10 protein-coding genes and 1 pseudogene are annotated in these 12,593 nt (G+C 72.2%); 6 read left to right on the top strand and 5 right to left on the bottom strand.

Annotated features, from left to right (window positions below; genetic code table 11):
* Positions 1-42 precede the first annotated feature (42 nt).
* Positions 43-654, bottom strand: coding sequence for a DUF4190 domain-containing protein (locus tag STRBO_RS0109170; RefSeq protein ID WP_245170582.1), 612 nt, complete (start codon positions 652-654; stop codon positions 43-45).
* Between the two features lie 433 nt (positions 655-1,087).
* On the opposite strand from STRBO_RS0109170, the pseudogene STRBO_RS0109165 reads away from it, so the two are divergent.
* Together STRBO_RS0109165 and STRBO_RS0109160 are read left to right on the top strand one after the other, a co-directional pair.
* Positions 1,088-2,310 (top strand): annotated as a pseudogene (locus tag STRBO_RS0109165) (adenosine deaminase).
* A gap of 22 nt (positions 2,311-2,332) precedes the next feature.
* A complete protein-coding gene (locus tag STRBO_RS0109160; protein WP_005479747.1) occupies positions 2,333-3,022 on the top strand; it encodes a glycerophosphodiester phosphodiesterase in 690 nt (229 codons plus the stop codon).
* A gap of 23 nt (positions 3,023-3,045) precedes the next feature.
* Here STRBO_RS0109160 and STRBO_RS0109155 read toward each other — a convergent pair whose 3' ends face one another.
* From STRBO_RS0109155 to STRBO_RS0109140, 4 genes are all read right to left on the bottom strand, one after another.
* Positions 3,046-4,746, bottom strand: a complete 1,701-nt coding sequence (locus STRBO_RS0109155) for an RNA polymerase sigma factor (protein WP_020114090.1) — start codon at positions 4,744-4,746, stop codon at positions 3,046-3,048.
* Positions 4,747-4,894: 148 nt separating this feature from the next.
* The gene (locus STRBO_RS40000) at positions 4,895-5,443 is read right to left on the bottom strand and encodes a hypothetical protein (protein ID WP_020114089.1); all 549 of its coding nucleotides are present in this window, start codon (positions 5,441-5,443) and stop codon (positions 4,895-4,897) included.
* A gap of 84 nt (positions 5,444-5,527) precedes the next feature.
* Positions 5,528-6,187, bottom strand: coding sequence for a YceI family protein (locus STRBO_RS0109145; protein ID WP_005479752.1), 660 nt, complete (start codon positions 6,185-6,187; stop codon positions 5,528-5,530).
* A gap of 331 nt (positions 6,188-6,518) precedes the next feature.
* Positions 6,519-7,964, bottom strand: coding sequence for a gamma-aminobutyraldehyde dehydrogenase (locus tag STRBO_RS0109140; protein WP_005479753.1), 1,446 nt, complete (start codon positions 7,962-7,964; stop codon positions 6,519-6,521).
* A gap of 164 nt (positions 7,965-8,128) precedes the next feature.
* Here STRBO_RS0109140 and STRBO_RS0109135 point away from each other — a divergent pair, with 164 nt between their 5' ends.
* The 4 genes from STRBO_RS0109135 to STRBO_RS0109120 all read left to right on the top strand — a co-directional run bounded on the left by STRBO_RS0109135 (position 8,129) and on the right by STRBO_RS0109120 (position 12,488).
* A complete protein-coding gene (locus STRBO_RS0109135) occupies positions 8,129-8,644 on the top strand; it encodes an Lrp/AsnC family transcriptional regulator (protein WP_078531442.1) in 516 nt (171 codons plus the stop codon).
* Positions 8,645-8,663: 19 nt separating this feature from the next.
* Positions 8,664-10,028 carry an aspartate aminotransferase family protein gene (locus STRBO_RS0109130; protein ID WP_005479755.1) on the top strand — a complete coding sequence of 455 codons (1,365 nt, stop codon included), beginning with the start codon at positions 8,664-8,666 and terminating at the stop codon, positions 10,026-10,028.
* A gap of 250 nt (positions 10,029-10,278) precedes the next feature.
* Complete coding sequence (locus tag STRBO_RS45370) at positions 10,279-11,220, top strand: ABC transporter ATP-binding protein (RefSeq protein WP_005479756.1); 942 nt, start codon at positions 10,279-10,281, stop codon at positions 11,218-11,220.
* Entirely contained in the window at positions 11,202-12,488 is a 1,287-nt protein-coding gene (locus STRBO_RS0109120; protein ID WP_005479757.1) for a hypothetical protein, read from the top strand. The genes STRBO_RS45370 and STRBO_RS0109120 overlap by 19 nt, the downstream gene beginning before the upstream one ends.
* Positions 12,489-12,593: the final 105 nt, after the last annotated feature.

The raw sequence follows: 12,593 nt of genomic DNA, 5'->3' as shown, positions 1-12,593 counted from the left end.
CCGCGGGCCCCCGCGCCCCGTGGGCGCGGGGTGTGGCACCCGCTAGAGCGAGAGCGAGAGAGAGGTGGAGTAGCCGTCGTCGAAGGGGTCGGTGTCCGAGTCGGTGTCTGCGCTGCCGGGCGCCACGACGAGCAGGACGATGAAGCCGATGCCCAGCAGGATGCCGGCCACTCCGCAGATGATCCCGGCCAGGGCGTGCCCGGGATTGGTCGCCTCGCCCCGGCGGGCCTTGACGCGGCCGATGGATCCGAAGATCACGGCCATGACCCCGAGCAGGATCGCCAGCGGCCACAGGCAGAACAGCGCGGCTGCACAGATGCCGAGCACCATCGCCGCGATGCCCATCCCGTTGCTCGGCGGCGCCGTCGCGGGCCAGGCGTAGCCCGCGACGGGAGCGGGGTACCCCATGCCGGGGTGCGCGTGGTCGCCCGGGTACGCCGCCTGGTACTGCGGCGGGTAGCCGTACGGCACCGGCCCGGGCCCCTCGGGGCCGAAAGGCGGGGGCGGGACGGCGGCGTGGGGCACACCGACCGCGGGCGGCGGGTACGACGCGCGAGGCGGGTAGGACCCGTGGGGCGGGTAGGTCGCATGAGGCGGGTAGGGCGCGTCGGGCGCGGGCGGGGCGAACGGGTCGGGGGCCGCAGCGGAGGGCACACCGGGCAGCGGGCCGCCCGGTGGCGCGAACGGGTCGGGGCCGGCCCAGGGCGCCGGCGTTCCGGAAGCCCGGGGAGGCGTCGGTGCGCCGGCATCGGCCGGTATCGGGCCGCCCGGCCGCACAACCGGCATGGACGCGACCGTCATCTGGTCGTGCACCGAGGGAGCAGCGGGCGGGAGTCCCGCCCCCGGCTCGGCCTGCTTGTCCAGAGCGACCCTGGCCCCCGGTATCGCGTCCCCGGCCCCGACACCGGCCGGCGTCGGCGGTGTCGGCGCGCGGTCATGCGGCGGTGCCCACGGGTCCGGTTGCGGGTCGGCAGGTGTCTTCGGAATCGGTGCCTCGTCCGACGGCATGAGCGGTTCCCCCTGTTGTCACGTTCGTGCCGATCCGCGTCGGTTTTTCGGCCACACGCGCTCAGCTGTACGTTCGGTCATGCTAGAGCCCGGGGTCAGCGCGGGGATCGCCGCCTACGATGATCCCCGAGTCATCGATCAGCCGATCACCCGCGTCCCCCGACGCAGACCACGGTCCGGGGCGGACGCCGTTCCCGGGGAGGAACCTTGACCGACCGCCGCACCACGCAGGGCGTGCCCGTGACCCCCGCCGTTCCCGGCGCCTCCGGCACCCGCGACCTGTCCGCCTTCATCGCCGGTCTGCCCAAGGCCGAACTGCATGTGCACCACGTCGGCTCAGCCTCCCCCCGCATCGTCTCGGAACTGGCCGCCCGCCACCCCGACTCCCAGGTGCCGACGGATCCCGAGGCGCTCGCGGACTACTTCACGTTCACGGACTTCGCCCACTTCGTCCAGGTGTATCTGTCCGTCGTCGACCTCATCCGCACCCCGGAGGACGTCCGGCTGCTGACCTTCGAGGTGGCGCGGGACCTCGCCCGGCAGCAGGTGCGGTACGCCGAGCTGACCATCACCCCGTTCTCCTCCACCCGGCGCGGGATCGACGAGCTGGCCTTCATGGCCGCGATCGAGGACGCCCGCAAGGCGGCGGAGGCCGAGTTCGGGACCGTACTGCGGTGGTGCTTCGACATCCCCGGCGAGGCGGGGCTCGAAGCGGCCGAGGAGACGACCCGGCTCGCGACCGAGGACCGGGTGCGCCCCGAGGGGCTGGTGTCGTTCGGGCTCGGCGGGCCGGAGATCGGCGTACCGAGGCCGCAGTTCAAGCCGTACTTCGACCGGGCGATCGCGGCCGGGCTGCACTCCGTGCCGCACGCCGGCGAGACGACGGGCCCCGAGACCGTCTGGGACGCGCTGGTCGAACTCCGCGCCGAGCGCATCGGGCACGGCACCAGCGCGGCGGGCGATCCGAAGCTGCTCGCCCACCTCGCCGAGCACCGGATCGCCCTGGAGGTCTGCCCGACCTCGAACATCGCCACGCGCGCGGTCCGCACCCTCGACGAACACCCCCTCGCGGACTTCGTACGGGCCGGAGTGCCGGTCACCATCAACTCCGACGATCCGCCGATGTTCGGCACCGACCTGAACACCGAGTACGCGGTGGCCGCGCGTCTGCTGGACCTCGACGAGCGGGGGCTGGCCGCGCTCGCGAAGAACGCCGTGGAGGCGTCCTTCCTCGACGCGCCCGGCAAGGCCCGGCTGTCCGCCGAGATCGACACCTACACCTCGGCCCGGCTGACCCCCTGACCCGATCGGGAACCCACATCCCATGCGCACCCTGACAGCCGTCGCCCACCGCGGCGCCCCCTACCGCCACCGCGAGAACACGCTCGACTCCCTGCGAGCCGGGCTCGAACTGGGCGCGGACGCCGTCGAGTTCGACGTGCGCACGACCCGCGACGGTGTTCCCGTCCTGCTCCACGACGCGACGCTGAAGCGGCTGTGGGAGGTGGAACGGCCGCTGTCCGCACTCTCCGCCGCGGAGCTGCGCGGGCTGACGGCCGACGGGGTACCCACGCTGGCCGACGCGCTGCTCACCACCAAGGACAGCCGGGTGCTGGTGGACCTGCCGGGCGCGGTGGACCGCCGGGCGGTACGTCAGGTCCTCGACGTCGTAGGGGAGTACGACGCCGAGGACCGGGTCTACTACAGCGCCGACCCGCCCACCCTGCTGGCCCTCCGCGCCGCCGCCCCCGCCGCCGAACTGGCCCTCACCTGGAAGACCCTCGCTCCACCCCGCCCCGCCCTCCTCGCCGCGATCCGCCCCCGCTGGCTCAACTACCGCTTCGGCCTCGTCACCCGCCCCCTGACGGACCGTGTCCACCGGGACGGCTACCTCCTGTCCGCATGGACCCCCGACACCCGGCGCTCCATGCGCCGTCTGATGGACCTGGGCGTCGACTCGATCACCACCAACCGGGTCGACGCGCTGTGCGAGCTGCGGCCGCACGGGCGCTGAGCTGGCACCGGTGCCCCCGGTCCCTACACCCGCGACCGCTGCGCCACCGTCGCCGGGTCCTGCGGCTCCTCCCGGGTGACGTACTGCGGTACCGGGGCCGAGTCCTTGCCGTTGTCGCGGACGAGGCCGTAACGAATGGCGCCGCGGTCGGGGCCGTGGGCGAGGTCCTCGGTGACGGCGGTCCAGGTGGAAGGGGCGACGGTGATGCCGTAGTCGGCACCGCGTTCGTTCTGGGTGACGGTGACGGTGCCGTCGAGGTAGAAGAACTCGTTCTGCCACATCTGCTGGGTGCCGTCGGGCAGGACGGTGTATCCGGTGGCGGGGCCGCCCATGCCGGAGGTCCGGCCGTCGGCGGAGACCGGGTCGTCCATCCGGCGGCCGCCGCCCGAGGCCACGTGGAAGAGCCTTCCCTTCAGGCCCGTCCAGGACGGCATGACCAGGCCGCCCGGCCGGTACTGGGGCGAGATCTGCCAGCGGACGAGGACATAGCCCTCGCCCGTGAAGGTCACGCGCTCGCCGCGGTGGTTCATCACGGTCCGCGGGCCACCGCTGCTGGTGATGCCGGACTCGGGCCGGCGCGGGAGGGCGGCGGGCGGGGTGTCCGGGTCCGGCGCCCGGTCCACCGCGTCGACGACGGTGCCGTACGGATCGGCCTTCTCTGTCGCGGACGGGGAGGCCGAGAGGGACGGGGGCGGCGAGGCCGACCGTGACGCGGTGGGCGCGGGAGCGCGGGGCGCGGCGGCCACCGGCGCGCGGGCCGTGCTCAGCGCGGTCGGCGCGACCTGCGGGTGCCGTTCGCCCGGGGGCTGTGTGACCACGTACGCGCCCCCGGCGACCATCGTCGCGCCCGCGGTCACCGCGACCGCGGGCTTGGTGAGGACGCCGAGCACCTTGGCGGACCAGCCCGCCGAGGCGGTCGCGACGGTCGCGGCCGCGGCGGTCTTCCCGCCGAACGCCAGCGACAGGGTGAAGCCGACGGGGACAGGCACCAGGGCGAGGCCGACGAGGAGGCGTTCGGCGGGGACGACGACCTCGCCGGGGACGGCGTCGCCGTCGCAGCGGGCGCAGTCGCGGATGTGCCGGGCGATGCGCTTGCGCCACACCGAGTCGGGCCGTCCGCTCCAGCGGGCGGTGACCCGGCCCAGGTCGGAGCAGGAGGAGTCGAGGGCGCGCACGATGCCGCGCGCGGTCTCCAGGCGGGCCTTCATCCGCTGCACGCGGACGGCGGCGTGCTGTCTGCTGATGCCGACGGCGGCGGCGAGTTCGCGCCGGGTGAGTTCGCCGGCGACCTCCAGCCACCACAGGGACAGCAGTTGGCGGTCCTCGTCGTCGAGCCAGCGGACGGCTTCCGCGACCTCCTTGCGCTGGCCCTCCAACTGCAGTCGCAGCACGGTCAGTTCGGCGAAGTCCGCCGCGCCGCGGGCGTCGGCGTCGGCGGCGTCGAGCCGGTCGGCGGTGCGGCGGCGCGCGCGGTCCCGTATCTGCCGCATCGCGATCGCGACCAGCCAGGAGCGGAAGCTGTCCGGATCGCGCAGCGTGTCGAGGTTGTCGACCGCGCGCAGCATGGTCTCCTGCACGACGTCGTCGACGTCGGCGTGACCGTTGAGAGCCCGGCCGACGATGTTGTAGACGAGGGGCAGCCAGCCCGCGACCAGCTCGTCGAGGGCGCGCCGGTCCCCCGCCTGCGCGGCCGCGATGGTGGAGCGCCACTGCCGCCCGTCCACGTACGTTCCCTCCGGTCCCGCCGGCCTCACCCTGTTCACCCGGCCGCGTTCCGAACCTTCTCAGCCATCGCGGCGACGTGGGGAAGCTCCGAGGCGGAGATCACACTGCTCATGGGGCTCGCTCCTGTGCGGGGGAGACAGGGGGTCCCTACGGAGACGGTGCGGAGGCGGCGGGGATAACAGTTTTTCCTGCGTCCCACCCGCCGGTGAGCGCCTCCAGCCGCTTGATCCGCTGCCGTACGACGTACAGCGGGATCACCCCGAGCACGCCGAACGACATGTCGATCACCGTCCACCAGAAGGGGGTGCCCCGGATCGGCCCGCAGACCAGGGCCAGCGGGACGATCCCCGCGCAGGCGATCATCCCGAACTCGACCACCCAGATATTGCGGACCGGGTCGTGGTAGGGGCCGTAGAAGGCCACCGCGATCACCAGGTGCGCGAAGGCCAGCCAGTCGGTGCCGTACAGGAGGAACGGGTACTCGGCGTCGGCCTCGTCGAGCCCGGCCCGTACGCGCTCGATCCAGTCCACGAACGCCGGCAGGTGCTCCCCGACGGACAGCGACCGCAGCAACTCCTCGGTCCACCGCAGCTCGTGGACCAGCGGGAACGCGGTGGCGCCACTCAGCACCAGACAGATGACGAAGAAGACCAGCCACGCACGGATGCCCTTCAACAGGGCGGATCTGTCGCTCATACGGGGAGCGTACGCCCCTGCTTGAACGTGTTCAAAAATGGGGGCCCGGCAACGGCCGGGCCCCCACGAGAACGCGACAGGGCGTCAGCCCCCGGGGATCGAGCGGATGACGGCGAGGTCGAACTGCAGCCGCACCTTCTCGCTCACCATGGCTCCGCCCTCCGCGAGCCGCTGGTTGTAGGTGAGACCCCATTCGGAGCGGTTGATGGTGGTCGTCCCGTCGAAACCGACCCGCTCGTAGCCGAACGGATCCATCACGTGCCCTATATAGGTGAGTTCGAGATCCACGGGACGGGTGACGTTCTTGATCGTGAGTTCTCCGGCCATGCGGTAGACATCGTTGCCCACCGGGCGCACGGCGGTACTCACGAAACGCATCCGCGGATAGGCCGCGGCGTCCAGGAAGTCGCGGCCCGTGAGATGGCCGTCGCGTTGTTGCACTCCGGTGTCGACGGACGCGGTGGACAGCACGATCTCGGCCCGTGATCGCGCGGGATCACGACCGTCGAAGTAGAGCCGGCTCTGATATTCGGTGAACGCGCCGCGCACGGTCGTCACCAGGGCGTGCCGGACGGAGAAACCGATACGACTGTGCGCCGCGTCGATCATCCATTCGCCGGTCAGCTTGGCCAGGCCGGGAGCGGACGGGCCGGTGGAAGGGAACGCCTGCGACTCGTGGGGGAGTTGCGAGGCCGTGGGGGATGCCGGGCGGCGCAGGGACGCAGCACGGGTGAACAGGTTCATGGTTCACGTAATTACGGCACGACGGAATACGCCGCAACCCTTCTGCCGTCGATCCCTCGCGTCCGCATCGACCCCGAAAGGCTGATAAAGCGCCACCACGCGGCAGACCATTGCACTATCTCCACAACGTCGCCACGAATTACCCGTGACGATTCGCCTCGCCGTGACCGGAAACAAGCCCTCGAGATCAGCGGCGCCGACCCGCCGAGTCCGGTGCCCGCCGCGGACTTCGCCGCAGAGCGGCCAGGTGGGCCCACGGGCCGCAGCCACGTACGGGGCGGGGAGCGCACGACCGGCCGCGCGCGGAGACGCGGCCGGCCGGGGCAGGGCCTCAGCCCAGCGACGTCATCACGTGCTTGATCCGCGTGTAGTCGTCGAACCCGTAGCCCGAGAGGTCCTTGCCGTACCCGGACTTCTTGAACCCGCCGTGCGGCATCTCCGCGACCAGCGGGATGTGCGTGTTGATCCACACGCAGCCGAAGTCCAGCGCCTTGGACATCCGCATCGCGCGCGCGTGGTCCTTCGTCCACACCGACGACGCGAGCGCGTACTCGACGCCGTTCGCCCAGCCGACGGCCTGCGCCTCGTCCTCGAACGACTGCACCGTGATGACCGGCCCGAAGACCTCGTTCTGGATGATCTCGTCGTCCTGTCGCAGCCCGGAGACGACGGTCGGCGCGTAGAAGTACCCCTTGTCGCCGACCCGCTGACCGCCGGTCTCGACCTTCGCGTGGGCCGGCAGCCGCTCGATGAACCCGGAGACCTGCTTGAGCTGGTTGGGGTTGTTGAGCGGGCCGAACAGCACGTCCTCGTCGTCCGGCTGCCCGGTCTTCGTCTCGGCGGCGGCCTTGGCCAGCGCGGCCACGAACTCGTCGTGGATCGACTCCTGCACCAGCACGCGCGTGGCGGCCGTACAGTCCTGCCCGGCGTTGAAGAAGCCGGCCACGGAGATGTCCTCGACGGCCTTGGCGATGTCGGTGTCGGCGAAGACCACGACCGGCGCCTTGCCGCCCAGCTCCAGGTGGACGCGCTTGACGTCCTTGGCCGCGGACTCGGCGACGGACATGCCGGCCCGCACGGACCCGGTGATGGACGCCATCGCCGGGACGGGGTGCTCGACCATCAGGCGTCCGGTGTCACGGTCGCCCGTGATCACGTTGAAGACGCCCTTCGGCAGGATCGCCCCGATGATCTCCGCAATGAGGACGGTCGAGGCCGGCGTCGTGTCCGACGGCTTCAGCACGACCGTGTTGCCGGCGGCGATCGCCGGCGCGAACTTCCACACGGCCATCATCATCGGGTAGTTCCACGGCGCGACCTGGGCACAGACGCCGACCGGCTCACGGCGGACGATGGAGGTCATCCCCTCCATGTACTCGCCGGCCGACCGGCCCTCCAGCATCCGCGCGGCTCCCGCGAAGAAGCGGATCTGGTCCACCATCGGCGGGATCTCCTCGGAGCGGGTCAGCCCGATCGGCTTGCCCGTGTTCTCCACCTCCGCCGCGATGAGCTCCTCGGCCCGCTCCTCGAACGCGTCGGCGATCTTCAGCAGGGCCTTCTGGCGCTCGGCCGGGGTCGTGTCGCGCCAGGCCGGGAACGCGGCCTCGGCGGCGGCCATCGCCGCGTCGACGTCGGCCTGGCCGGACAGGGGCGCGGTCGCGTAGGCCTCGCCCGTCGCGGGGTTGACCACCTCGGTGGTCCGTCCGTCGACGGCGTCACGGAATTCCCCGTCAACGTAGTTTCGTAGCTTACGCAGTCGACCCAGCTCGGTGCTCACTGCCGGCCCTCCAGATGTGGGTGTCCATTCCTTGAGACACCACCCTAATCCGCGGCCCCACGTTTTCAACACCCCCGACACCTCGCTTGCTGCGAAATCCGCAAGCTACGCACCCGTAAACAACGAATTACATCGATCCAGCCTTGCGGAACTGTCGAGACGTCGTGCACAGTGACCCCGTGGCCAGTCGAAGCTCAGACCAGAAGGACTCCAGGGAGCCCAGGAACGGCACTCCGCAGCTGGACGCCGTGTCCCTCGCCATCGTCGAGCAGCTGCAGGAGGACGGCCGACGGCCGTACGCCGCGATCGGCAAGGCCGTCGGCCTCTCCGAGGCGGCCGTGCGCCAGCGCGTCCAGAAGCTGCTCGACCAGGGCGTGATGCAGATCGTCGCCGTCACGGACCCGCTCACCGTGGGCTTCCGGCGCCAGGCGATGCTGGGCATCAACGTCGACGGCGACCTGGATCCCGTGGCGGACGCGCTGACAGCCATGTCGGAGGTCGAGTACATCGTGATCACCGCCGGCTCCTTCGACCTGATGGCGGAGGTCGTCTGCGAGGACGACGACCACCTCCTGGAAGTCATCAACAAGCGCATCCGGACCCTGCCCGGCGTGCGGTCGACGGAGAGCTTCGTCTATCTCAAGCTCAAGAAGCAGACCTACATGTGGGGAACCCGATAACCGTGAGGACGCGATACCCGTGAGCCCCAAGGACCTCAGCCAGACCGCGTACGACCACCTGTGGATGCATTTCACCCGCATGTCCTCGTACGAGAACTCCCCGGTGCCGACCATCGTCCGGGGCGAGGGCACGTACATCTACGACGACAAGGGCAGGCGGTACCTCGACGGTCTCGCGGGTCTCTTCGTCGTCCAGGCGGGCCACGGCCGCACCGAGCTGGCGGAGACCGCGTTCAAGCAGGCACAGGAGCTGGCCTTCTTCCCGGTGTGGTCCTACGCCCACCCGAAGGCCGTCGAACTGGCGGAACGCATCGCCTCCTACGCGCCCGGCGACCTGAACAAGGTCTTCTTCACCACCGGCGGCGGTGAGGCGGTCGAGACCGCATGGAAGCTCGCCAAGCAGTACTTCAAGCTCAAGGGCAAGCCGACCAAGTACAAGGTCATCTCCCGCGCGGTCGCCTACCACGGCACCCCGCAGGGCGCCCTGTCCATCACCGGTCTGCCGGCCCTGAAGGCCCCCTTCGAGCCGCTGGTGCCGGGCGCGCACAAGGTCCCCAACACGAACATCTACCGCGCCCCGATCTTCGGCGACGACCCCGAGGCCTTCGGCCGCTGGGCCGCCGACCAGATCGAGCAGCAGATCCTCTTCGAGGGCCCGGAAACGATCGCCGCGGTCTTCCTGGAGCCGGTGCAGAACGCCGGCGGCTGCTTCCCGCCGCCGCCCGGCTACTTCCAGCGGGTCCGCGAGATCTGCGACCAGTACGACGTGCTGCTGGTGTCGGACGAGGTCATCTGTGCCTTCGGCCGGCTCGGCACGATGTTCGCCTGTGACAAGTTCGGCTACGTCCCGGACATGATCACCTGCGCCAAGGGCATGACCTCGGGCTACTCGCCGATCGGCGCCTGCATCGTCTCGGACCGCATAGCCGAGCCCTTCTACAAGGGCGACAACACCTTCCTGCACGGCTACACCTTCGGCGGCCACCCGGTCTCCGCGGCCGTCGGCGTCGCCAACCTCGACCTGTTCGAGCGCGAGGGCATCAACCAGCACGTCCTCGACAACGAGGACGCGTTCCGGTCCACGCTGGAGAAGCTGTACGACCTGCCGATCGTCGGCGACGTCCGCGGCAACGGCTTCTTCTACGGGATCGAGCTGGTCAAGGACAAGGCGACGAAGGAGAGCTTCGACGAGGACGAGACCGAGCGGATCCTCTACGGCTTCCTGTCGAAGAAGCTGTTCGAGAACGGCCTCTACTGCCGGGCCGACGACCGCGGCGACCCGGTCGTCCAGCTCGCGCCGCCGCTGATCTCCGACCAGTCGACCTTCGACGAGATCGAGCAGATCCTGCGGGCGACGCTGACGGAGGCGTGGAAGCTGCTGTAGGTCCGGGCGGGCACCGCCGACAGGTGTGACCCGCCGCCGAACCGGTGCACACGGGCCCGCGCCGCCACGCGCCCCCCGAACGGCCCGGGACGCCCCCATCCGAGTGAGATGGGGGCGTCCCGGGCCGTGTGCTGTCCGGCCCCCACCGCCCTGACTCCCTAGCGTGCCCCTGTAACCGATCGGCCCTGCCTTCGTTCCCCCGGACGGGGGGCTCCCCCGGCAACCCTGATCCGAACCGAGGTGTACGCCCATGGTGGCCCCGCCGGACAACGACGTGCTCTGGGCACGTGGTCTGACCTACGCGCACGACGGCTCGCCCGCCCTGCAAGGCGTGTCGCTGGCTGTCCGGGGTGGCGAGATCCTGGCCGTCACCGGCCCGCGCGGCAGCGGAAAGACCACGCTCCTGCGGTGCCTGTCCGGCCAGCTGCGGGCGCAGCGGGGGGAGGTGTGGTTCAACAGCGTTCCCGTGCACACGATGGGCCCGCTCGCCCGGGAACGCCTGCGCCTGGACCGCTTCGGCTGGATCGACCCCGAGCCGGTCCTCGTCCCCGAGCTGAACGCCTGGGAGAACACCGCCCTGCCGCTGATGCTGCGTGGCACCGGCCGCCGGGCCGCCAAGGCCGCCGCCCTGGAGTGGCTGGAGCGCCTCGACATCCGCGACACGGCCCGCAAGCGGCCCCACGCCCTCCTGCAGTCCGAGCGCCAGCGGGTGGTCGTGGCCCGGGCCCTGGTCGCCGCCCCCACCGTGCTCTTCGCGGACGAGCCGACCGCCGCGCTGCACCGCGCCGAACACGCCCACGTCCTGCGCACCCTCACCACCGCCGCCCGCTCGCACGACATCACCGTCGTCCTCGCCACCCACGACCCCGCGACCGCGTCCCTCGCGGACCGCACGCTGACCCTGCTGGACGGCCGCCAGGTGAAGACCCTCCCGCTGCCTCCGGCCCCGACGGCCGCGGGCGGCCACCCACCACCCGCCGCGCAGGAACCCCGGCCCGCCGCCGCCGGGCGAGGAGGCCGCTCGCCCGCCGGGCCGGGCGGGCGGTCCACCGTCGACGGCGGCAGCGGCGAGGCCGTGGCCCGGCGGGGAGACGCGTCCTCGGGCGAAGGGGAGGCCCCGGGCGCCGGGGCCGGCGAGGACCGGGCCGCCGCCGACGGGGAAGGCCGGGCCGCGTGCTCGCTCTCCGCCTAGCCCGCCGGGCCCACCCCGTCGTCCAGCTCCGCCGGCTCCTGGTCGCCGCGGCCTCCGGCGGTACGGGATTTCTGCTGCTGTGCGCCCTCGGGCACGCCATGGCCCACCCGCACGCCCCGGCCGGCTCGGTGCTGCGGCTGGCCTGGTGCGTCGCGCCCGCCGCCGCGACCGTGTACTTCGCGGTGACGGTGGCCCGCACCGACCCCGGCACCCGGCCCCGCCCCGGCCTGTCCGCGGTCGGCCTGGGCCCCGGCCGGCTGATGGCCGTCTCGGCGGTCACCACGGCCCTGTCCACCGTCCTCGGCTCGCTCCTGGCCCTGCTGTTCTTCCTCCATCTGCGCGGCGACCTCACCGGCATGCCCTTCGACGGCGCCGCCGCCGACGTCCTCGCCGCCGGTCACCCCCTGCCCCTCCCGGCCGCCCTCACCCTCCTCGCCCTCGTACCGGCCGCCGCCTGTGTCGCGACCGCCCTCGTCCTGCGCCCCGAGAGCACCGGGCCCCGGCCCGCCGGCCTGCGGACGCGCTTCATGGCGTACGACACCTTCGCCGTCGGCCGACGCGCCGCGTCCCCCGCGGGCGCCACCCGGTACGAGGAGGAGCCCGAGGACACGGTCGACGCCCCCTCGGCCGCACCCGAGCCGCCGGGACCGACGGCTCCGCGCTCCGCCCCCGGCGGCCTCCCCTGGGGCATCACCGTGCTCGCCGTCGGCCTCGCCGTCGAGACGTACGCGGGACAGTCCCACGACGGCTCCGGCCTCACCCTCCCCGGCGGCTTCGCGGACAGCCCCGCCGGTGTCCTCGGCGGCTGGCTGCTCACCGCCCTGGGGCTGGTCCTCGTCGGACCGGGGCTCGCCCACCTCACCGGGCGCCTGCTCCAGTCCGCCCGCCCCGGCGCACTGCGCCTGCTGTCCGGGCGCGTGCTCCAGGAAGAGGCCCGGCGCATCGGGCGCCCGCTCGGGGTGGTCTGCGCGGTGGCCTCCGGGGCGTACGCCATGGTCACGCTGTCCTCCGGCGTGCGCCCCACGGTCGGCCCGCTCACCACGCTGGGCGCGCTCGTGGTGGCCGGCTGCGCCGTGCTCACCCTCGCGACGGCCGCCGTGGAGGCCCGGAGGGCGCGCGCGGACACCACGGCCGCGCTGGTGCGGCTGGGGGCGTCCAGCGCCCTGCCCCGGCAGTCGGCCCTGCTCCGCGCGGGAGCCCTGCTCGCCGTCTTCGGCCCTCTGACCTGGACGGTCGCCCAGCTGGCCGCGCTCCCGCTGGCCGCCTGAAAACCCGTACGAAAAAAGTTCGCGCGCACCGATGAGTTCCATGGGGGGCCCCGGTCTACCCCTTCGAACGGACCGGAACCGAACGGACCGAGACGGACGGAAGCG

Origin of the sequence: Streptomyces bottropensis ATCC 25435, assembly GCF_000383595.1 — a bacterium.
Taxonomy (GTDB): domain Bacteria; phylum Actinomycetota; class Actinomycetes; order Streptomycetales; family Streptomycetaceae; genus Streptomyces; species Streptomyces bottropensis.
The sequence above is the reverse complement of the archived record's forward strand: the minus strand, read 5'-3'. Positions and strand labels throughout refer to the sequence as shown.

Bases quoted from the DNA above. Each gene is read 5' to 3' on its own strand.
- STRBO_RS0109160 (WP_005479747.1), top strand. From the start codon at position 2,333: ATGCGCACCCTGACAGCCGTCGCCCACCGCGGCGCCCCCTACCGCCAC.
- STRBO_RS40000 (WP_020114089.1), bottom strand. From the start codon at position 5,443: ATGAGCGACAGATCCGCCCTGTTGAAGGGCATCCGTGCGTGGCTGGTC.
- STRBO_RS0109145 (WP_005479752.1), bottom strand. From the start codon at position 6,187: ATGAACCTGTTCACCCGTGCTGCGTCCCTGCGCCGCCCGGCATCCCCC.
- STRBO_RS45370 (WP_005479756.1), top strand. From the start codon at position 10,279: ATGGTGGCCCCGCCGGACAACGACGTGCTCTGGGCACGTGGTCTGACC.